Raw genomic sequence first — 21,593 nt, 5'->3', positions numbered from 1 at the left:
ATTGAATTATTAAAAATTACATAAACTTGTAATTTGAAAAATAGAAAATATATTTTATGGTAAGAGGGTTTGATACCTTGTTGAAAAACACTTATTGTTAGCATTTCTAAATAATAAAATTACGAATAGAGGAATAATAAATGGGGAAATTATTATTTAATACAATAAAAAAAATAAAACCACTAGATAAAAATAGAATGGAAGAAAAGGAAAAAGAACTGAATTCATTGTTAAAAACTCCAAAAGGACTAGGAAAGCTGGAAGAATTGGCAATTCGGCTGGAAGGAATTGACAAAAATTATAAGCCTGATAAAAAGATGGTGCTTGTTATGGCGGCTGATAATGGAGTAGAACGGGAAAAGGTAAGTAAATCTAAAAGAGTGATAACACAATATGTTGTGGAAGCGATGTTAAATGGAAAAACGTCGATTAATGCTCTTGGGATGGTTTACGATGCAGATATTAGAGTAGTAGATTTGGGAATTGATGAAAGTTCAGATATTAAAAATGAGATAAATCTTTCAGGAATCATTGAAAAAAAAATTATAAAGTCTGGTACTAATAATATTGCTAAAGAAGCTGCAATGACTTATGAGCAGGCTGTGAAAGCGATTGAAACTGGAATTGAGATGGTTGATGAATTTGTGAAGGATGGGTATAATTTGTTTGCAACGGGAGAAATGGGGATTGGAAACACTACGACTAGCAGTGCGGTTTTGAAGGTTCTTACGGATTTGCCGATAGATGAGATTGTTGGTTATGGGAGTGGAATTGATGATAAAACTTTGGAGCATAAAAAAAATGTTGTGAAAAAGGCAATTCAAGTAAATGGTTTGCTGGATTTTTTTGAAAAAAGTAAAAATGTTGAAGAAAAAAAGAATGTTAAAAAAGATAAAAAAAATACAGATTTTGAAAGTAAAATAAATTTTGAAAACTTTAAAACAGAAGAATATCAAAAAAGTATAATAAATGTGCTGGCTAAAGTTGGGGGATTGGATATTGCCGGAATGGCTGGAACTTATTTAGGATGTGCTAAAAATCGTGTTCCTGTTGTGATAGACGGCTTTATTTCCGCTGTTTCCGCTCTTATTGCCTATAAAATCTGTCCAATTTCAAGAGAATTTATGATTGCTTCACATTTAAGTGAAGAGCCAGGAATGAAATATATTATGAAGGAACTGGATTTAGAGCCAATGCTTTTTATGAATATGAAATTGGGGGAAGGAACTGGAGCAGTTATGATGTTTCCTGTGATTGAGGGTGCTTGTAATATTACGAAGGTTGTGAGGGAATATCCTGATGTTTAGAAATTTTGCTATATTAAAATTTAATTTATGTTGATAATAAAATTTTTTGTAATATTTCATCAGAGAGTTGCTGATTTATAATTTTATATTTTTTTGACAGAAACTAAAAAAAATGGTATAATTTAATTAAATTTTCAAAAAAAAAAAAAAGCAACGAAGGAGACAATTATGAAAGAAATAGAAAGATTTTTAAAGAAAATTCTAAAAAAGAAACAAAAGTACACAAAAGCACTTCTAATCACATTTTTGATGACAGGTGGACTTGCAGTGGCAACACCTATAACTTCAAATGCAAATGGAGAATATATTGTAAATTCTGGTACTGGAGATGGGGATGTTCTTAATTATAATAATTATTCACATGGTGTTTTTAGAATTAGTGAAGGTAAAAAATTTATTTTTACAGGGCAAGGAGATATAGATTCAAGAACGCCAAGTCCTTTATTTACACCTAGAACTTTGATAACAGTGACAGATTCAAATACAGAATTTAAAGCGACTGGTCAGATTGGAGTATCAAGTAATATTGACATGAATTTTGGTTCATCAAAAGAAGCAATTTTATATACAGTAATAAATCCAATTACAGGAGCAAATTCTAGTGCTACAAATCAGAAAGTAACTTTAAAAGATGTTTTTATAACAGCACCAAATTCAACAGTGCCTACTGTAAAAGTTGAAGCTAAGAATGGATATGGAATAAAAAATGCGGAACTTAATTTAATCGGTACTAATGGTTTTAAATCACAAATTCATTCAGCTGTTGATGGTTGGTTAGTTGAAGTTGATGCAGATGAAGCAAATGGTGTTTATTCAGAATTGACAGTTAATGGAATAGATGATAGCACTGAAGGTGATGGTGGGACACAAATATTAGGTTTGATGACAAAACATGGAAAATCTGTTTTAAATGTAAATTTGGTAGGTGGAGCATACTGGGGATTAAGTAAAAATAGTTCTCTTTCTGAACAAAGAGCAATAATTAATTCATTAAATATAGATAAAAAATCTTTTTTATCGTTTGATGAAAGTAATGTTACAGAAAGTGATGGGGTAACTTCAATTTATCATATAAAATTGACATCTGATGGAATTAATAATGATGGAACTTTAAATAACAGTGGACTTATTCAGTTAACAAATGATTCTAATAAGGATAAACTTATTATAGAAGGAAATTATCATGGAGATAATGGTAGAATTGAAATGAATACTATTTGGAATGCACCAGGTGGTGAAAATGGGGAAAACTCAGAATCGGATTTAGTCTATATCACAGGAAATGCAACCGGAACAACAAAAGTAGTACCAATTTATATTGATGATACCCCACAAGAAAATATATTTGAAAATTATATTCCTGGAAATGTTCAGCAACTATCGCAACGGATAAACAGTGTCCCAGTTGTAAAAGTAGCTGGAAATTCATCGCCAACTACATTTACTGGAACTGCAAAAACTGCTGGAGCCGCTGAAGCACAACTTACTAGTAGACAAGTTAATGGAATTTGGGAATATTACTGGACAATCTCGCCACTTGGAAGCTCTGGGGCAACTGCTGGAATAATTGGGGGAACAACTGGCGGATCTTCTGGTTCTAGCCGTCCAATTTACATTATGGCACAACCTGTTTCTGCATATGTATTGATGCCAAAAGTTAATATGGAAATGGGATACTCAACTGTTGGAACTTTACATGAAAGAAGAGGGGAAAATAGAATTCTTGATTTAGAAAATATGTCGGCTGATAAAGGACAAATTTGGACAAGAATTTATGGAAGCGGATTAAATGAAAATGGAACAGACAGATTCCAGTATGAAGGAAATCTTTACGGGGTACAAATTGGACACGATTTTAAAATTAATAAGGATAAAAATGGAAATGATCATTTGCTAGGTGGATATATTTCGTATAACAGAGCAAATACGGACTTTTTTGATGAATACCGTGCTGAAAATGGAAAAATTTCCGATAGCAAGTATACAGGAAAAGGAAAATCTGAAAGTATTTCATTAGGAATTACAAAAACTAAATATACTCCCAAAGGTTCATATTACGATTTAGTAGGACAAGTTTCTTACTTACAAAATAAATATAATTCAAGAGATGATTACAGTGCAAAACAAAACGGCTTTGGACTATTACTTTCAGGAGAAGCTGGAAAATCTTTTAATATCTCAAAAAATGGAAATTGGTCAGTTGAACCACAAGCTCAATTAATTTACCAATATCTGAATACAAAATCGTTTAATGACGGATTAAGAAATGTCAACCAAGATAACAGAAACGGACTTCGTGGAAGAGCTGGCGTAAGATTAGCATACAATGGTGATAATGGTAATAGTAGAACAAACTCATATTACGCAGTCGCAAACGTGTGGCACGACTTCACAAAATACGATAGCAAATACACAAACATTGGTTCAGACAAAATAACTGAAAAACTTGGTACAACTTGGGGAGAAATTGGACTAGGTGCTCAAGCTCCTTTAGGACAAAAAAGTAATCTTTACGTTGATACGAGATATGAACATTCTTTCAATAATTCAAATCGTTCAGGATACAAAGGAACAATTGGATTTAAACATACTTTTTAGTGAAAATTTTAAAATTTGATTGATTTTTTTGTTAATTATGGCACAGTAAAAATATTTATGTCAAATCCTGTTTGAAAAATAGAGAAGATATTTTGTTTGCTTTCTGACAAGGGGTCAAGGCCCCTTATTAAATAATATCCATAACAAATTTATTGACTGATGACAAATGTAGTAAAACTGATTTAAAACTAATACTATTCCCTGTTTAAAAAGCGAATATTTATTTTAATTATTTGAAAATAAATATCAGGTTTAATCTGCTAAAAAGATTTACAACATATTCGTTATTCAAATGGGGTTTAGTATAAATTCCAAAACTGTGACTATTTTACTCAAATCCTAAGTTTATATGATTTTTAATATTGCGGCTTATGGTTTATATAATCAAAATAAATAAACCCATCATCTGTCACAACCATCTTCGTAATACTCCCATTATCCAGCTTAAATTTCCAATATCCATCTAAATTATTAAATAAATAATAGCTAATTGCAGTTTGAATGACACCAGCATGAGCTACAATAAGAATTTTTTTATTTTGATATTTTTCTTTTATTTCATCAATTTTTTTTATAATCCGTTTTTGTAAATCATCAAGGCTTTCTCCTCCTTTTGTTCTAAAATATTTCCAATTATTTTTCATTTCATCAATATAATACGGAAATTCTTTTCTAATTTTATCATAACTTTTTCCTTCAATATCTCCAAAATTAAGTTCTCTTAACTCTTCTGAAAAATATTTTTCAATATTTTCATCAAGTTCAAGTAATTCAAGGCTTTGTCTACATCTTTTCAAGTCGCTTGAAAAAACTATGTCGATTTTTTCATTCATTTCTTCAAGTTTCTTTTTTGTATTTTTTAACTGATTAATTCCAGTTTCATTCAAACCTGGATTCAAATGTCCGTAATATAAATTTTTTTTATTATAATCTGTTTCGCCGTGGCGTATAAATAAAATTTCTGTCATTTTATTTTTTCCTTTCTTTATTTTTTATTCGATAACCTAATTTTTTTTATTTCTACAAGGAGTCAAGACCCCTTGCCTCAGAATATTTTATTAAATTCTAAGTTTGTATGGTTATCTATTATTTAAATTTTATCTCAAAACAATTCCTAAAAATAAAACTAGAATTGAAGTAAGTTCAAGACAAGCTCCCATTGTGTCGCCAGTTATTCCATCAATTTTTTTTCTTACATTTAGCATAAAAATAATTATAAATATAAATGCAATGAATATAGTAATAATTCCTTTTATGCTAATTATATAAAAAACTAGGATAGTTGATAGAGCAAGTGAAAAAATCGCTTCAAAGATGCCATTTTCAGAAATTATGGAATTGCTCATTCCAGATTTTCGGGCATAGTTAGAAAGTCCAGCATTTACTGGGGTTGAAAGTCTGGCAATAATCGGAAAGATTATGAGATATTTGGGGTTTGTTGTAATTATTTCAGAGATTAGGACAGTTTTTGTGATAAAATATAAAATTAAAACAACCGCTCCATTTGTTCCGATTCTTGAGTCTTTCATAATTTCTAGCATTTTTTCTTTTTTTGCGTAGCTGAATAGTCCATCAAAAGTATCAGCAAGCCCATCAATATGGATTATTCCTACAATCAGGATTTCTAAAATTATTAAAAATATGGCAATTATTGTTTTGTTATAAAAAATATTTTTTAAATAGACTATAATTAAAAAATTTGCAAAATATAAAATTAAGCCGATGATTAAGCCGACTAAAGGGAAAAATTTTATTGATTTTCCAAATTTTTTTTCGCTGTAGCTGATTTTTAGCGGTATTGGGATTCGTGTCATAAATTGAATGAGAATGATAAATTGTTCAAAAAAATTTTTTATGTACTTCATAATATCTCCATTTTTATTTTTTGGATTTTTTTGTTTATTTTCGTAGTTGTCAAACAGATTTATTTTATCATTTTTATATTAAAAAATCACGTTATTTTTACTTCTTTTTTAAAAAATTAGTGAAAAAAATATTATGCTGTAAATCGCTTGTTTTTCTTTTTATAATATGTTATTCTATTGTCATCAAATAAAAAACAGAAGGAGTATTAAAATATGTGGTTTCCATTATTTGTAAATTTAAAAGATAAAAAAGTTTTGGTTATTGGCGGCGGAAAAGTTGCATTTAAAAAGATTAGCAAAATTATGGAATATGAGGCTGATATTACGGTTATTGCGGAAAATATTGCAGAAGAGAAGTTGCTGGAACTGGAAAACTTGAGAATAGAGAATAATAGAAAAATTGAAAATGATAACGATGAGATTGAAAAACTTGTAAAAGAGTATTTTTTAGTTATTGCAGCTACGGATAATGAGGAATTGAATGAAAATGTGGCTGAAATTTGTGATTCTAAAGGAATACTGATTAATAATGTATCTTCAAAAACTAAGATGAATGTGATGTTTGGAGGAATTGTAAAAAATGATGAGTTTCAAATTGCAGTTTCTACGAGCGGGAAAAATTGCAGACGTTCACGTGCTATGAAAAGCGAGATTCAAAAGATTTTGGATAGAATTGAAAAATAAAAAAATAGATTGTTGAATAATCTGATTTTAAATTATAAATAGAGGAAATGAAAAAAGGTGAAGTAAAATTGTTTAAAAGACATAGAAAACTGAGAAAAAATGAAGTTATTAGAAATCTTGTAAAAGATGTCTATATTGCGAAGGAGGACTTGATTTATCCGATTTTTGTTGAGGAAGGTGAAAATATTAAAAGTGAAATTCTGTCGATGCCTGGAATTTTTAGATATTCAATTGATAGACTTTCGGAAGAATTAGATGAACTTGTAAAATTAGGGATAAATTCAATTTTACTTTTTGGTATTCCTGAAAAAAAGGATGCTTGTGCTACAGAAGCATATAATGGAAATGGAATTATTCAAAATGCAGTTAGATTTATTAAGAAAAATTATGATAATTTTCTTGTGATTTGTGATATTTGCTGTTGTGAATATACAGACCACGGACATTGTGGGATACTTGATGAAAATGGCTATGTTAAGAATGATGAAACCTTGGAAGTTTTGGGAAAAACGGCACTTTCTTATGCAAAGGCAGGAGTTGACATTGTAGCTCCATCGGATATGATGGATGGACGTGTAGAAAAGATTTCAAAAGTTTTAGCTCAAAATCATTTAGAAAATATTCCAATAATGGCATATTCTGTAAAATATTCATCTGCATTTTATGGACCTTTTAGAGATGCAGCAGATTCGGCACCACAATTTGGTGACAGAAAGTCCTATCAGATGAACTTTCAATATTCAAAGGATGCAATAGATGAAGTTGCCGAAGATTTACGGCAAGGAGCGGATATTATAATTGTAAAGCCTGCGATGGCATATCTTGATGTAATAAAAAAAGTAAGTGATACTTTTGAAGTTCCAATTGTAGCTTACAGTGTTTCGGGGGAATATTCGATGGTAAAGGCTGCGGCTCAAAATGGGTGGATTGATGAAATGAAAATTGTGATGGAGCAAATGTATGCTATGAAACGTGCAGGAGCAGATGCGATTATTACTTATTATGCGAAGGAAGTTGCAAGATACATTTAAGATTCTTTAAAATGAAGGTAATAAAATAAAAAATTATCAAATATATTATATAAAAAATAAATAAAAATTTTATGAAAGAAAGAGAAAAAGTATGAAAATAGTTATAGCGGGAGCTGGTGTTGTTGGAGAGTCGCTTTGCAGTGAACTTTCAGCAGAAGGAAATGATGTTATTCTAATTGAGAAGGTAGAGAAAATATTAAATAGACTTGTGGAAACTTATGATATAACAGGACTTGTTGGAAATGGGGCTTCTTATGAAACTTTGTTGGAAGCGGGGACAGATACGGCTGATATTTTTATTGCGGCAACAGAATCAGATGAGTTAAATATAATTTCTTCTATTATAGCAAAAAAACTTGGAACAAAATTTACAATAGCAAGAGTGAGAAATCCTGAATATAGTTCAAATATGCAGTTTGTAAGGGAAGGGCTTGGAATTTCGCTTATGATAAATCCTGAACAGGAAACTGCTAAAAGTATTGCAAATAAATTAATGTTTCCAGTCGCTTTAAGTGTAGAAAACTTTTTTGGTCAAAGAGCTGGATTTATTTCAATAAGAGTTCAAAAAGATAACTTTTTAAATGGAATGCAGTTAAAAGAACTCGAATTCAGTTCAAAGGATAAAGTGATTATTTGTACTGTTAGAAGAGGTGAAGATGTATTTATTCCAAGTGGAGATTTTACTATCTTAGAAGGGGATATTGTCCATATTGCAGGATCAAAGGAAGCAGTACATAAATTTTACGATAAAATTGAAAAAAGCAATTTAAAAATTGATTCTGCACTGCTTGTTGGTGGAGGAACAATTTCCCATTATTTAATAGGAAAGCTGCTGGAAAACAAAATTAAAGTAAAAGTTATAGAAAATAATAAGGAACGTGCAGAAAAATTAAGTGAGTCGTATCCAAAGGCAATTGTAATAAGAGGAGATGAAGCTGATCAGGAATTTCTGATGCAGGAAGGGATAAATAATTATGATTCAACTGTAATTCTTACAGATAGTGACGAAGAGAATACAGTTATTACAATGTTTGTAAATTCCATAACAAATTCTAAATTAATCACAAAAATGAACAGGACTCTAATGCTTTCAATACTTGAAAAAAATACAAGAACATCTACAGTTGTACCTAAAAAAGTTATTTCCGATATGATAATAAGCGTTGTAAGATCAAAAACTAATATGCGAGGCTCTACAATGAGCTTTCTATATAGGTTAGAAAGTCAAGTAGAATTTATTACTTTTGAAATTAATAAAAACAGCCGTGCTATTGATATCTCGTTGAAAGATTTAAAAATAAAAAAAGGTACATTAATTGCGAGCATATTAAGAGATGGAAAAATGATTTTTCCTGGAGGAAATGATGCAATAAAAATTAACGATAGTGTGATGGTCGTTACAACAGCATCTTCGATCGAAGATTTTGATGATATTTTAGAATAAAATTTAAATATGTGTTAATATAAAAGTGAAAGCCCTAAAAATAAAATGACAGCTAAAATTTTTTATTAAAAATTTTAGAATTAAGCTAAAAAATACTGCTGTATAAACTTTTGATATACATATTGGGTTTAAGGAGTAAAAATGAATAAAAAAATGATAAGTTTTATAATCGGAAAAATACTTATACTTGAGGCTGGATTAATGGTTTTGCCTTTGATTATAAGTTTTTTATATAATGAAAGTGCAAAATATAAAGTTGCTTACGGATCTGTAATAGGTCTTCTCTTGGCAATTGGATTTGCACTTTCGGCAAAACTTCCTGAAGATCAGAGGATTCAAGGAAGAGAAGGGTACATAATAGTGTCCTTGTCTTGGATTCTGATGTCTATATTTGGAGCATTGCCGTTTGTGTTTACAAAGGAAATACCGTCGTTTATTGATGCTTTTTTTGAAATTGTAAGCGGATTTACAACCACAGGATCAAGCATAATAACAGATCTTACTAAAATTAGCCATTCTAATTTGTTTTGGAGGAGTTTTACCCATTTTGTGGGAGGAATGGGAGTTCTGGTACTAGCACTTGCAATTTTTCCAAGTTCTGCAACATCAGTTCACGTAATGAAGGCTGAAGTTCCTGGACCAACATTTGGAAAATTAGTTTCAAAATTGTCAACAACTGCTAGAATGCTTTATAAAATTTACATTGTTATGACAATAGTTTTAATAATTTTACTAATATTTGGAGGACTTGATTTATTTGAATCTTCACTTCTGGCATTTGGTACAGCTGGAACAGGTGGATTTGGAGTAAGAAACGGAAGTATTTTACCATACAAGAGTCCTTACATTGAAGTAGTGCTTGGAATTGGAATGATAGTGTTTGGAGTAAACTTCAACATTTATTATTTTATTTTAATTGGAAAGATAAAAGATGTATTTAAAAATGAAGAGTTAAGATATTATTTGTTAATTGTCTTTGGAGCAATTGTTTTAATAGTTTTAAATATCTGTAAAGGTTATGATTCAATTTTACATTGTATAAGAGATGTATTTTTCTCAGTTTCATCAGTTATTACAACAACGGGATATTCAACAGCTGATTTTGGAAAATGGCCGTTATTCTCACAAGTCATATTATTAATTTTAATGTTTTTTGGAGCATGTGCGGGATCCACAGCAGGAGGGTTAAAAATATCAAGAGTTATTTTAATGGTAAAAATCTACTTTGCAGAAATAATTCAGATGATAAGTCCAAATCGTGTAGTCACAATAAAATATGATGACAAGCCAGTAAATATGAAAATGCAAAAAAGTATCGCAGTATACTTTTTAATCTATTCATTAGTTTTTGGAGGAATACTATTAATGATTTCCTATTCTACTGATGACTTTATGACAGCTTTTAGTGCTGTTGCCGCTACGTTTAACAATATTGGACCTGGATTGGGAAAAGTTGGTCCGGCATTTAGTTTTGTCGAATTAAATAATTTTTCAAAAGTAATCTTGAGTTTTGGAATGTTGGCAGGAAGATTAGAAATTTTTCCAATGTTAATATTATTTTCACCAACGACATGGAGATTAAAATAAAAAACACATATAAAATCAATTTATAAATTATGCCAGAGTATTAGTAGTTTTAACTATAAAGTAATTGGCATATTTTTTTTATACTTGACTTGACAATATGCCATTTTATAAATTTTTAAAAAAGTTATTGACAAGTAATATAAAAATATGATATACTAATTGAGTAATTTACGGGTGGATGTCCGAACGGCTAAGGGACCGGTCTTGAAAACCGGCGAAATCGCAAGATGTCTGGGTTCGAATCCCAGTTCACCCGCCATTTAAATAATTTTGGAGAAGTGGCAGAGAGGCCGAATGCGCTCCCCTGCTAAGGGAGTATCCGGGCTAAAACTTGGATCGAGGGTTCAAATCCCTCCTTCTCCGCCATTTTTTTTTAATAAAAGAATGGAAAAAATATACATGCATCTGTAGCTCAATTGGATAGAGCGTCTGACTACGGATCAGAAGGCTATGGGTTCAACTCCTGTCAGGTGCGCCATTTTATAAATAGAATACAGTATTTATATAGCTTGAAGAGATTTAAAAAAACCTTTGGAGACATTTTGGGGGCGTTTTTAAAACTCTTCATTTTTTTGTAATAGTATTTAATTATTAGAATGATATAATATAATATAATATAAAATAATATAAAATAATATTTTATTTAATACTAAACCCCGTTTAAAAATGAGAATAAATTTTTATAATAGAATTGTTCAATAGCTAATTCATAATCATTCAACTTTTTTCTTTTTTATTTCCGTAGGATTGCTCATTGCCGCAAATCCTACAACCTATGGCTAGTCTACGACATTTTTCTGCACTGACAAAAGACTCGCCGCTATGCTCAAACAGTTTTGCCAGCACAGAAAAATGCTCCGACGGATTAGTTCATACTAAACTCTGTTTAAAAAATAAAAATTATATCTTAAATTACTTGAAAATATTAGGTTTATATCCTTTATTAGAAAAATTTGTAATAAATTCGTTATTTAAATGGGGTTTAGTATAAATTACTTTGTTATTAAAATATTTAGATACAAAAAATTGTAAGTACATATTGATTTTGAAAAAAAATAGGGTATACTATTAAAGTCTAAAATAGTATAATAGGTGATTGTAAAAGTAATAATATAAAAACTCAAAAATATAGTATTTTAATCTGAAATATTAAAATTTTATATCAAAAATGTTGGAGAAAAATAGTAAGAATTACAAGTGTAAAAGCATTGTAATTATTGGAGATTTTAGACTTTTACAAATGACTTAAGCATAGGAGGGAATAAGATGGCAACAATGAAAGCTGCAAGATGGCATAATAGAAAAGATGTAAGAGTAGAAGAAGTTGAAATTCCAGAGATAAGAAGGGAAAATCAAATAAAGATTAAAGTAGAATATGCAGGAATTTGTGGGAGTGATTTACATGAATATTTAGGAGGACCAATTTTTATTCCTGTAAATGAACCACATCCTTATACAGGAGAAAAAGCACCGATTACAATGGGACATGAATTTTGTGGAGAAATTATAGAGATTGGAAGTAAAGTTACTAAATTTAAAGTTGGAGATAGGGTTACAGTTGAGCCAATTTTGGCAAAAAATGGATTAATTGGGAAGTATAATTTGGATCCAAACTTGAATTTTGTTGGACTTGCAGGTGGAGGAGGAGGTTTTTCTGAATTTGTAGTTGTAAATGAGGATCAGGCTCATAAATTGCCAGATGAAATTGATTATGAACAAGGAGCATTAACTGAACCTGCAGCAGTGGCAGTTTATGCTGTCAGACAAAGTAAATTTAACACAGGAGATACAGCAGCAGTATTTGGATGCGGACCAATTGGTCTTCTTATTATTGATGCTTTAAGAGCTTCTGGAGCGACAGAAATTTATGCTGTGGAAGTTTCATCTGAAAGACAGGAAATCGCTAAAAAATTGGGAGCAATTATTGTAGATCCTACAAAAGTAGATTCAGTTAAATTTATAAAGGAAAAAACAAATGGAGGAGTAAATGTCTCTTATGAAGTAACAGGGGTTCCCGCAGTATTGCAACAGTCACTTGAAGCAGCGGAAAAAGATGGAGAATTAATGGTTGTAAGTATTTGGGAAACAGAAGCACCAATTCAGCCTAATGAAGTAGTAATTCAGGAAAGAACAATAAAAGGAGTTATCGCATATCGTGACGTATTTCCTAAAACATTGGAATTAATGAAACAGGGATATTTTTCAAAGGATTTGTTAGTAACAAAGAGAATTAAACTGAAAGATATTGTAAATGAAGGATTTGAGGCATTAGTTAAAGAAAAGAGCCAAGTTAAGATTTTAGTGTCGCCAAAATAATTTCATAATTGGTTAAATTTCAAATTATAAATAATGTTTAGCAAGGGGGTTATCCCCTTGTTACTAATAAAATTAATTTTTTATCGCTTTTATTAAATATTAACTAATATTAAACGAATTTGCTTTTATTTTTTATGATTTTCTAAAATTAAAAAAAGCAGATTTTTTTTAAAAAAATAACAATATTTTTATGATTATTTTTTGGAAGAAAAGTAAAAAAATTAAATAAAAGTTCTAATAAATATTAATTTAGGAATATTTAAATGAAAAATAAAGAATTAATGAATAATAATAATAATTCATAAAAATTGTAAGTAGAATACAAATAATAATAAATATAAAGCTGCTAATTTTAAATTAAATGAAATAACAGAAAGATGGAATCATTATGCAGAAAACAATTTAAAATTAATTGGGAAAAGTAAGAATAGGAATTTTTTTTAAATTATTCTTCCTCAAATTTAATTATAATTATTATTTAGCAAGGGGTCAGTTTAAAACCCCTTATTTTTAAATAAAAATAGAAATTCTTAAACATAATATTTTTCTCCATAACTTTGCATAAGTTCCAAAATAGGCAGCAAATCTTTTCCTTTTTCAGTGAGAACGTATTCTGTCTTTTTTGGATAAACATCATATTCCCTTTTTTCAATGAGTTTTTCTTCGATTAAATAGTTTAGATGCTCGATAATCATTTTTTCGTTACTGCCTTTTATTTGATTTTTGAAATCTTTTGTTCTGACTTTTCCGTGTCTTAAAAGCCATAATATGATGACTGTCCATTTTTTTGATAATATTTTTTGAGTTAATTCCAGCGGACAAGTGTAAATTTTTTCTTCCATATAAATTTTCCTTTCGATGAAATTATTTGAAATTTTAAAAAATACCAAATAATCTTGATTTTACTATAATTTTTTTATTTTTTCTATATTTTTTTAGAAATTTTTATAAAATACCATACTCGAATTAGCAGTCCTCCTGTCCAGCCTATCGGTGCTGCAATCCAAATTCCGTTGTAGCCTAACGATGTTTTGGAAAGTAAAATGGCTAGAGGCACCTGAAACATACAAAATGAAGTAATAGAGGCTATTAGTGGAACTAAGGATTTTCCGTAGCCTAGTAGCAATCCATTTAGTATTTGCATTGTGCAGAAAATTACGTAAAATGCTGAAATTATACGTAAATATTGATTTCCTATAAAAATCACTTCGGGATTTCGGTTAAATATTGAAATAAAGAATGATGGAAAAATAAAAATAATAATTGAGATTATGATGGAAAATGAGATTCCTAAAATTAGGCTATCTTTTCCACCTTTAATTATTCTATCCATTTTTTTGGCTCCATAATTTTGGGCTGTAAAAGTCATCAACGCCTGTCCTAAATTTATGGATGGCAATTCTGCGAAGGAATCAATTCGGGAAGCAGAAATAAAAGCTGCAATACAGTCTGTTCCAAATCCATTTACAAGAATTTGAATGACAATAAATCCTAGGCTGATTAAAACTTGCTGTAACATTGCTGGCATTCCAATAATCAGTATTTCTTTTAAAATATTAAAATTTAAGTTGAAATAATATTTTTTAAAAATTAAATTTGGATATTTAAATTTTATGTAAAGTAAGCAAAGAAAAAAAGAAACAAACTGTGAAATAACAGTTGCAATTGCCGCTCCTGCAACTCCAGAGTTTAGTACTGCTACAAAAAATATATCTAAGATAATATTTAAAATTACGGAAGTAATTAAGATGTAAGTCGGCGTTTTTGAGTCCCCTACACCTTTTAACGTATTTGTGAGAGAATTATAGCCAAAAGTTGGGACAACTCCAATAAAAATAATTTTTAAATAGATATTTGCCTCCAGTAACAATTTTTGTGGAACATTAATTAAAATTAAAATATTGTTTGACAGTAAAAAACCTAATGTTGTAACAATAAGAGATAAAACTATGGAAAAAATAAATCCTGTATTTGCAGTAATTTTCAAATTTCCCATATCTTTTGCACCAAAATATTGGGAAATTAGAATGCTTGTCCCTAGCGAAATCCCTATCGAAACAGCTATTATAAGTACATTAATCTGATAACTTGAGCCTACAGCCGCAAGGCTTTCCTTTCCTAAAAAATTTCCCACAATGATTGTATCTGAAATATTGTAAATCTGCTGAAATAAATTTCCTATTAAAATTGGTAAAGAAAAATAAATTATAGTTTTTAATTCGTTTCCTTTTGTTAAATCTTTCATTTTATCTTCTCCTGATTTTTATATGTTTCTTAATTGTTATTTTAACATTTATTTTACCTAATATGAATAACGTACTTTTTTGTAAGTATGTTTTTTATTAGTTAGCTCAAAGATACTTGTGATTTCGGTTGTGAAAAATTGTATTATCTTATTATTTTTAAAAAGAAAAAAAAGATAAGGAAATTTTTATTTGACTTATATTTTCTAGCATTGTATAATAAACTTATATTTATAAAAGTGAAGAGTAAAAAAACTAAGCTATAAGAAGGATATTGAAAAGAAAGAGGTAAATTTATGAAAAGTTTTAGAGAAAATATTTTTAGAGATAACAACCTTAAAAAAAGAGTTTCCGAAGAAGTTTTCAAAGAATTTAAAACATTGCAGCTTGGTAAGATAGAATTATCAAAGGAAAAATTGGCGACAGGACTGGAAGTGCTGAGAGTTCTATATGATAATTTGGTAAGGAATATTGGAATTTTCCAACTTATACAGATTTATTATTTAAATTATAAAGTGAATTAAAGAGCAGGGATTTTTCAAAGTCCTTGCCTTGTTTAGTTTATAAATTTTGTTTTTTGAATAAATTTAATAAAAAGAAAGGAATTTAAAAATGATTTTTTTGAAATCGTTGGGAAGTATTTTTCCCATCATTGTTATGATTGCAATTGGATATGTTTTGAAAAAAAGACACTGGTTTCATCATACATTCAGTGAAAATGTATCAAAACTTATAACAAATGTGGCTTTACCTTGTTCAATATTTTATTCAGTCTTAAAATATTTAAATATGGATGCCCTGAAGGAAGTGTCAAACCGTCTGATTTTTACATTTGCTTCAGTGATTATTGGATATGTTGCTGCTTTTGTTGTTATAAAAATAGTAAAAATGAGAAATGGAAGACGTGGAGTGTTTTATAATGCGGTAGTTAATGCAAATACAATATTTATTGGACTTCCTTTAAATATGGCTCTTTTTGGAGAAGCTGCTTCAAAATACTATTTAATGTATTACATTACTAATACAGTATCAATATGGACTTTGGGATATATGCTTTTGGCAAATGATCCGATGGAAGGAGGAAGTGGAGATGGAAAAGGTGGATTTAATCTGAAAAAATTATTATCACCACCACTTATTGCCTTTGTTATCGCCTTTGTTGTTCTTCTTTCAGGAATAAAAATTATGACACCGATTGTAGAAACTACTAAGTATCTCGGAAGTATTGTCACACCGCTTGCTTTGCTGTATATTGGGATTGTATTGGCAGATGCAGGGCTTCATAGTATTAGATTTGATTTGGATACAAATTTGGCGTTACTTGGAAGATTTGTGTTTTCTTCAATTGTTATGATTGTGCTTTTGAAAATTGCAGAACATTATGTGCATTTGAATGATTTGGAAATAAAAACTTTTGTAATTCAGTCGGCAGCACCAGTATTTGCAGCATTGCCTATTTTAGTAAATGAAACTGATGGAGATATTGGATATTCTACGAATGTAGTTACTACAAGTACGATTTTATTTATATTAGTTGTACCAATTCTTATGAGTATACTTAATGTAATTCATATTTGATTTAAAATTTAGAAAATCATTAATTTGATTTTCTTTTTTAGTAATTAAAGTATTAATTAAATTCAATTTTATTGATTAAACTATTATTCTTGAAATTAATAAGAAAATATGGTAAACTTTTATTAACAATGTAAATTTGAATAGAGTAATTATAATCTTTGAATTTGATTTTAAAATAGTTATGTGCTATTTATTATTTAAATATCAGATTTTTTGTTAAGAAATTAAATAAAATAATTAAAATATAAATTCGTTCTTATTAAATAAAATTTAGTACTAATACATCAACTATAAATTTTAGGAGGAAAAGTGAAAAAATCAATATTAATACTTGCTTTGTTAGTATCAGGAATTTCATTCTCAAACACAAATGTAAGTGCAACTAAAAATAAAAGTATGTGTAAATGGATTAAAAATCCAAATATTTATGTATCCAAGGAAATTGAGCTAATAAATCACTCACAATTAAAAGGAAGTATCTATTGTGATGTTGAAAACGATTATATGACATATTATGTCGGAATAGGGAATATAGAAATTGGACTGCTTTATAATTTAAACGAAAAAAAAGAACTGACTTATAAAAATATTTTTAATATATTGTCTGACTTTCAATCGGACATTTTAAAATTACTTCCGACAAATATACCAGAAAAAAATGAAAAAAATAAACCAAGATATTATACTTATAGGCTATATGTTTATGATGCTAAAAGAGGGGACACTTTTATGTTATTTAAATATATTTTTGATACAACCAAGCCTGATGGAGATTGGAAAATTTATTATAACAATGAAATTTTTTCAAGAACAAGTGAAAATATGCAACGAGTTTTGAAAAATGCCGGATATCTTCCAACAGAAGATATAGTGTATTAATTAAGGGGATCTATGAAATTAATTTTAGAAGAAGATATAAACTATAAAACCAGAATAAATGATTTTGGTGTTGAACCTATAAATAAGCGGATTATAACGACAGGAGAAAAATTAATATACTTTAATAAGGGAAAATTTGAGAAGGAAAGTGGAGGAAAAGTAAAAAATTGTGAAATTATAAAATATATAAAGGAAAAAAATCAATTGTTTGTTTCCAGTATATTTTTTGTTTCTACTCCAAATGGAAAAGTATATAAATGTGATGGAAATAAAAAGAGAATAGTAGAACTTGTATTTGATATGGGGGATATAATCCAAGTTATGAACTTTATAACAAGTGGAAGAATTGTCTATATTAAAGAAAGTGCTCTTTTTTCTTATGATGTCGATACAAAAGAGCTAATTTCTACAAAACTTTCAAAATGTAAAAAAAATGGGAGTTATAAAATATTCACAAGTGGAGAAAATGTTATAATAAAATTTAGAGAAGATCATGAGCAAATAAATACAATAAGTATCTTTGAAAACAGATTAAAAAAAATATTTGAAATAAAAACAGAAAATAATCATGCCTATTCAAAAATAGTTGGACTTCAATATTTTGCGGGAACAGAAGATGGAGAGGTTGAAATATGGAATATTCTGGATCAGGAACTTTATAATTCAATAAAAATTTCAGATAGAAAAGTAACATATATTGAAGAATTTGAAGGTAAATATTTTATCGGACTGGAAAATGGGGAATTGATAATTACAGACATGAAGTTTAATATTTTAAAACAGGAAAAAATATTAAAGGAGAGAATTATAAAAATTTGTGTGATTGAAAATGAAATTTATGTAATGGGATGTGAAAATAAAATAGTAAAGTATAGAATGATTTTATAAAAATTGTCATAATATAAATTTAAATTCACAGTTATTAATTTAGCTGTGATTTTTTTGATTTAATTTTTTAAAAGGAAATTCATTTTATAATTTTCATTGTAAAAATTGTGTATAAATGTTATAATTTGGCGAAAAAATATATTTGAAATTATGAGTGAAATTTAGGGAAATATATAGATTTTTTTGGTATTATAAATAGTTTTTTAATATCGTTGTGAAAAAAATTTATGAAAATGAGATAGGAAGTGATGAATGAATTGGAAAATAATAAAATTAAGCTGTATGGATTTAATAATTTAACAAAAACGTTAAGCTTTAATATTTATGATATTTGCTATGCGGAAACAGAGAGGGAGCAGAAGGACTATATTGCATACATTGATGAGCAATATAATTCAGAAAGACTTACAAAAATACTTATTCGTGTGGCAGAAATGATTGGAGCACAAGTTTTGAACATATCAAAACAGGATTACGAGCCACAAGGAGCCTCTGTAAATGTTTTAATTGCAGAAGAAAGAATAAGTCCAGAAAATATCGATAAATCTTGTAATAGAGGAAAGTCATTTTTTGAGGAAATTGGAATGGATGAAAACAGTATAAAAAAAGGTGGGGCAAGTCAGGATACTGATACAGTTCATGCTCATTTGGATAAAAGCCATATAACAGTGCATACTTTCCCAGAATACCATCCAGATAATTCAATTTCCACTTTTAGAGTGGATATTGATATTGCAACTTGTGGAGAAATCTCGCCATTAAATACGTTAAACTATCTGATAGACAGCTTTGATTCTGATATAATTACAATTGATTACAGAATACGTGGATTTACAAGAGATATTTCAGGAAAGAAATTTTTTACAGATCATAATATAACTTCTATTCAAGATTATATTGAGCCTGAAAAATTAAAAATATACGATGCAATTGACGTAAATGTATATCAGTCTAATATTTTCCATACAAAAATGCTAATAAAGGAAATCAGATTACAAAATTATCTATTCAATCAAGATGTTTATGAAATCGCACCTAAAAAAAGGCTGGAAATTACGGATAGACTTAGGAAGGAAATGATTGAAATTTATAGTGGAATGAATATATATTAAGAATATTTTATACTTAAATTAAGTCTTCAAATTAACTATTTTATAAATTTTATTTTAGATTTGTCTAGTTAATAGTTATTTTTTCTTTTTTTATATTTTATTTTAACGTAAGGGCATCAAACGCCATGCCCTTACAACCCCGCTTGACGCAAAACTTTCTTATAAAAGAAAAATAGAACTTGCTTTTGAGTATAAATTGTTTTAATACAAATAAATATATTTAACTTTAAAATAAATTACAAAAGCTCAAACATCTATTTTTCTTCTAACGAAATTTTGCTTGGTATCTATTTTCATCAAATTACATATTATAATTGAATTGAAAATGCTTAGACGAGCTGGGATTAGTGCGTAGTACTTTCGCCAAAATCTTCAGATATTATAATTTGAAGAAATTGAAATAACTAATATTGCGAAATAAAAGGGGATGGCGATTGTTCCCCTTTGCTTTTAAGAAAAAAAGCATATAAATTATAAAAAAATAGTTACTAATCAAAATGTAAATGTAACTTGTCTAAATATTTAATGAAAAATTTTGGAATTTAGAATTGTAATAATTAAAAGTAAAAATATGAAAGGAGTTGAAGAAATGGGGAAAAATATTGATAAAGATAGACAGAATAAGACAGTTCTTTTTGATGCTTTAAAAAATCATCTTTCTAACAGGGTTGTGAGATTTGATGTGCCAGGGCATAAAGGAGGGCGTGGAAATAAGGAATTTCGGGATTTTATTGGGCTGGATGCGATGCAGATGGATGTCAATTCGATGAAGCCGCTTGATAATTTATGCCATCCAACTTCGGTTATTAAGGAGGCACAGGATATAGCGGCAGAGGCTTTTGGAGCAAAAGAGGCTTATTTTATGGTAAGCGGGACAACTGGGGCTGTGCAGGCTATGATTATGGCGACTTGCAAGGCTGGAGATAAAATCATTATTCCACGAAATGTGCATAGAAGTGCCATTAATGCGATGGTAATTTGCGGAGCAATTCCAGTTTATATTAACCCTGGACTTAACAAAAAATTGGGAATATCACTTGGAATGTCGATTAATGATGTGAAAAAGGCAATTCAGGAAAATCCTGATGCAAAAGCAATATTAGTGAATAATCCTACTTATTACGGAATTTGTTCAGATTTGAAATCTATTGTAAAACTGGCACATGAAAATGATATGTTTGTGCTAGTTGATGAAGCACATGGAGCACATTTTTCCTTTGACGATAATTTACCAATTTCAGGAATGGCGGCTGGAGCGGATATGGCTGCAATTAGTATGCATAAGACAGGCGGTTCTTTAACACAAAGTTCGATTTTGTTAAGTGGAGAGCGAATAAATGCCGATTATGTCCGTCAAATTATTAACTTGACTCAAACTACAAGTTCTTCATACTTGCTTATGACATCGCTTGATGTGGCAAGAAAAAATTTAGCAATAAATGGGAAGGAACTTTTTGAAAAGACGGTTAAATTTGCAGAATATGCCAGAAATGAAATTAATAAACTAGGTGGATATTATGCGTATGGGAAAGAACTGATTGATGGGGATTCGGTTTATGACTTTGATATGACAAAATTATCTGTGTATACAAAAGATATTGGGCTTGCTGGAATTGAAGTTTATGATATTTTGCGGGATGATTATGAAATTCAGATTGAATTTGGAGATTTGGGAAATATTTTGGCGATAATTTCGGCGGGAGACAGAGGATTGGAAATAGAACGGCTAATATCTTCGCTTGCAGAAATTAAACGGCTTTATTCAAAAGATTCAACAGGAATGTTTGATCACGAATATATAAATCCTGATGTTGTGCTTCCGCCACAAAAAGCCTTTTATTCAGAAAAAGAAATGATTCCTATAAAAGATAGTGCGGGTAAAATAAGTGGAGAATTTGTTATGGCTTATCCGCCAGGGATACCAATATTAGCACCAGGGGAGAGAATTACAGAGGAAATTATAAGTTATATTGAATATGCGAAAGAAAAAGGATGTCTATTAACAGGAACTGAGGATATGCATGTTGAAAAGATAAATGTTGTTTTGGAGTGAAATTTTTG

Annotated in this window: 17 protein-coding genes and 3 tRNA genes; 16 read left to right on the top strand and 4 right to left on the bottom strand. The window is 29.2% G+C overall.

Features of this window, described 5'->3' with window-relative positions:
- Positions 1-140: 140 nt before the first annotated feature.
- Both FVE73_RS08480 and FVE73_RS08475 read left to right on the top strand, forming a co-directional pair.
- Positions 141-1,307, top strand: coding sequence for a nicotinate-nucleotide--dimethylbenzimidazole phosphoribosyltransferase (locus FVE73_RS08480; RefSeq protein WP_018499658.1), 1,167 nt, complete (start codon positions 141-143; stop codon positions 1,305-1,307).
- A 168-nt stretch (positions 1,308-1,475) separates the two neighbouring features.
- Positions 1,476-3,905, top strand: a complete 2,430-nt coding sequence (locus FVE73_RS08475; RefSeq protein WP_146997859.1) for an autotransporter family protein — start codon at positions 1,476-1,478, stop codon at positions 3,903-3,905.
- Between the two features lie 356 nt (positions 3,906-4,261).
- Here FVE73_RS08475 and FVE73_RS08470 read toward each other — a convergent pair whose 3' ends face one another.
- Together FVE73_RS08470 and cobS are read right to left on the bottom strand one after the other, a co-directional pair.
- Complete coding sequence (locus FVE73_RS08470; protein ID WP_018499271.1) at positions 4,262-4,873, bottom strand: histidine phosphatase family protein; 612 nt, start codon at positions 4,871-4,873, stop codon at positions 4,262-4,264.
- Between the two features lie 129 nt (positions 4,874-5,002).
- Complete coding sequence (gene cobS, locus FVE73_RS08465; protein WP_018499270.1) at positions 5,003-5,770, bottom strand: adenosylcobinamide-GDP ribazoletransferase; 768 nt, start codon at positions 5,768-5,770, stop codon at positions 5,003-5,005.
- Positions 5,771-5,983: 213 nt separating this feature from the next.
- Here cobS and FVE73_RS08460 point away from each other — a divergent pair, with 213 nt between their 5' ends.
- The 8 genes from FVE73_RS08460 to FVE73_RS08425 all read left to right on the top strand — a co-directional run bounded on the left by FVE73_RS08460 (position 5,984) and on the right by FVE73_RS08425 (position 12,832).
- The gene (locus FVE73_RS08460) at positions 5,984-6,454 is read left to right on the top strand and encodes a precorrin-2 dehydrogenase/sirohydrochlorin ferrochelatase family protein (protein WP_018499269.1); all 471 of its coding nucleotides are present in this window, start codon (positions 5,984-5,986) and stop codon (positions 6,452-6,454) included.
- 68 nt (positions 6,455-6,522) lie between these two features.
- Positions 6,523-7,485 carry a porphobilinogen synthase gene (gene hemB / locus FVE73_RS08455; RefSeq protein WP_026239101.1) on the top strand — a complete coding sequence of 321 codons (963 nt, stop codon included), beginning with the start codon at positions 6,523-6,525 and terminating at the stop codon, positions 7,483-7,485.
- Positions 7,486-7,576: 91 nt separating this feature from the next.
- Positions 7,577-8,929 carry a Trk system potassium transporter TrkA gene (gene trkA / locus FVE73_RS08450; RefSeq protein ID WP_018499267.1) on the top strand — a complete coding sequence of 451 codons (1,353 nt, stop codon included), beginning with the start codon at positions 7,577-7,579 and terminating at the stop codon, positions 8,927-8,929.
- 141 nt (positions 8,930-9,070) lie between these two features.
- Positions 9,071-10,516 (top strand): TrkH family potassium uptake protein, encoded by a 1,446-nt coding sequence (locus FVE73_RS08445; RefSeq protein ID WP_018499266.1) that lies wholly within the window; start codon positions 9,071-9,073, stop codon positions 10,514-10,516.
- A gap of 172 nt (positions 10,517-10,688) precedes the next feature.
- Positions 10,689-10,775 (top strand) — tRNA-Ser (locus tag FVE73_RS08440).
- A 13-nt stretch (positions 10,776-10,788) separates the two neighbouring features.
- Positions 10,789-10,882, top strand: a tRNA-Ser gene (locus FVE73_RS08435).
- A 35-nt stretch (positions 10,883-10,917) separates the two neighbouring features.
- Positions 10,918-10,994, top strand: a tRNA-Arg gene (locus FVE73_RS08430).
- A 788-nt stretch (positions 10,995-11,782) separates the two neighbouring features.
- Positions 11,783-12,832: a 2,3-butanediol dehydrogenase gene (locus FVE73_RS08425; protein ID WP_018498150.1), complete on the top strand. Its 1,050-nt coding sequence runs from the start codon at positions 11,783-11,785 to the stop codon at positions 12,830-12,832.
- Positions 12,833-13,362: 530 nt separating this feature from the next.
- On the opposite strand, the gene FVE73_RS08420 is transcribed toward FVE73_RS08425, so the two are convergent.
- Both FVE73_RS08420 and FVE73_RS08415 read right to left on the bottom strand, forming a co-directional pair.
- Positions 13,363-13,674 (bottom strand): winged helix-turn-helix transcriptional regulator, encoded by a 312-nt coding sequence (locus tag FVE73_RS08420; RefSeq protein ID WP_018498149.1) that lies wholly within the window; start codon positions 13,672-13,674, stop codon positions 13,363-13,365.
- Between the two features lie 83 nt (positions 13,675-13,757).
- Positions 13,758-15,077, bottom strand: a complete 1,320-nt coding sequence (locus FVE73_RS08415; RefSeq protein WP_018498148.1) for an MATE family efflux transporter — start codon at positions 15,075-15,077, stop codon at positions 13,758-13,760.
- Positions 15,078-15,371: 294 nt separating this feature from the next.
- Between FVE73_RS08415 and FVE73_RS08410 the strand changes: the two genes are divergently transcribed.
- From FVE73_RS08410 to FVE73_RS08385, 6 genes are all read left to right on the top strand, one after another.
- Complete coding sequence (locus FVE73_RS08410) at positions 15,372-15,599, top strand: hypothetical protein (protein ID WP_018498147.1); 228 nt, start codon at positions 15,372-15,374, stop codon at positions 15,597-15,599.
- An 88-nt stretch (positions 15,600-15,687) separates the two neighbouring features.
- Positions 15,688-16,653: an AEC family transporter gene (locus FVE73_RS08405; RefSeq protein WP_018498146.1), complete on the top strand. Its 966-nt coding sequence runs from the start codon at positions 15,688-15,690 to the stop codon at positions 16,651-16,653.
- A 309-nt stretch (positions 16,654-16,962) separates the two neighbouring features.
- A complete protein-coding gene (locus tag FVE73_RS08400; protein WP_018498145.1) occupies positions 16,963-17,532 on the top strand; it encodes a hypothetical protein in 570 nt (189 codons plus the stop codon).
- A 12-nt stretch (positions 17,533-17,544) separates the two neighbouring features.
- Positions 17,545-18,420 carry a hypothetical protein gene (locus FVE73_RS08395; protein WP_018498144.1) on the top strand — a complete coding sequence of 292 codons (876 nt, stop codon included), beginning with the start codon at positions 17,545-17,547 and terminating at the stop codon, positions 18,418-18,420.
- A gap of 248 nt (positions 18,421-18,668) precedes the next feature.
- Positions 18,669-19,532 (top strand): adenosylmethionine decarboxylase, encoded by an 864-nt coding sequence (speD, locus tag FVE73_RS08390; protein WP_018498143.1) that lies wholly within the window; start codon positions 18,669-18,671, stop codon positions 19,530-19,532.
- A 589-nt stretch (positions 19,533-20,121) separates the two neighbouring features.
- Positions 20,122-21,585 carry an aminotransferase class I/II-fold pyridoxal phosphate-dependent enzyme gene (locus FVE73_RS08385; RefSeq protein WP_018498142.1) on the top strand — a complete coding sequence of 488 codons (1,464 nt, stop codon included), beginning with the start codon at positions 20,122-20,124 and terminating at the stop codon, positions 21,583-21,585.
- Positions 21,586-21,593 lie beyond the last annotated feature (8 nt).

Source organism: Leptotrichia wadei (assembly GCF_007990545.2).
GTDB classification, from domain to species: domain Bacteria; phylum Fusobacteriota; class Fusobacteriia; order Fusobacteriales; family Leptotrichiaceae; genus Leptotrichia; species Leptotrichia wadei.
This window is presented reverse-complemented; position numbering and strand designations above follow the sequence as displayed.

What these genes read in the sequence shown, in the direction of transcription:
- FVE73_RS08480 (WP_018499658.1), top strand. Translation starts at nt 141, where the DNA reads ATGGGGAAATTATTATTTAATACAATAAAAAAAATAAAACCACTAGAT.
- FVE73_RS08475 (WP_146997859.1), top strand. Translation starts at nt 1,476, where the DNA reads ATGAAAGAAATAGAAAGATTTTTAAAGAAAATTCTAAAAAAGAAACAA.
- FVE73_RS08470 (WP_018499271.1), bottom strand. Translation starts at nt 4,873, where the DNA reads ATGACAGAAATTTTATTTATACGCCACGGCGAAACAGATTATAATAAA.
- cobS (WP_018499270.1), bottom strand. Translation starts at nt 5,770, where the DNA reads ATGAAGTACATAAAAAATTTTTTTGAACAATTTATCATTCTCATTCAA.
- FVE73_RS08460 (WP_018499269.1), top strand. Translation starts at nt 5,984, where the DNA reads ATGTGGTTTCCATTATTTGTAAATTTAAAAGATAAAAAAGTTTTGGTT.
- trkA (WP_018499267.1), top strand. Translation starts at nt 7,577, where the DNA reads ATGAAAATAGTTATAGCGGGAGCTGGTGTTGTTGGAGAGTCGCTTTGC.
- FVE73_RS08445 (WP_018499266.1), top strand. Translation starts at nt 9,071, where the DNA reads ATGAATAAAAAAATGATAAGTTTTATAATCGGAAAAATACTTATACTT.
- FVE73_RS08425 (WP_018498150.1), top strand. Translation starts at nt 11,783, where the DNA reads ATGGCAACAATGAAAGCTGCAAGATGGCATAATAGAAAAGATGTAAGA.
- FVE73_RS08420 (WP_018498149.1), bottom strand. Translation starts at nt 13,674, where the DNA reads ATGGAAGAAAAAATTTACACTTGTCCGCTGGAATTAACTCAAAAAATA.
- FVE73_RS08415 (WP_018498148.1), bottom strand. Translation starts at nt 15,077, where the DNA reads ATGAAAGATTTAACAAAAGGAAACGAATTAAAAACTATAATTTATTTT.
- FVE73_RS08410 (WP_018498147.1), top strand. Translation starts at nt 15,372, where the DNA reads ATGAAAAGTTTTAGAGAAAATATTTTTAGAGATAACAACCTTAAAAAA.
- FVE73_RS08405 (WP_018498146.1), top strand. Translation starts at nt 15,688, where the DNA reads ATGATTTTTTTGAAATCGTTGGGAAGTATTTTTCCCATCATTGTTATG.
- FVE73_RS08395 (WP_018498144.1), top strand. Translation starts at nt 17,545, where the DNA reads ATGAAATTAATTTTAGAAGAAGATATAAACTATAAAACCAGAATAAAT.
- speD (WP_018498143.1), top strand. Translation starts at nt 18,669, where the DNA reads ATGAATGAATTGGAAAATAATAAAATTAAGCTGTATGGATTTAATAAT.
- FVE73_RS08385 (WP_018498142.1), top strand. Translation starts at nt 20,122, where the DNA reads ATGGGGAAAAATATTGATAAAGATAGACAGAATAAGACAGTTCTTTTT.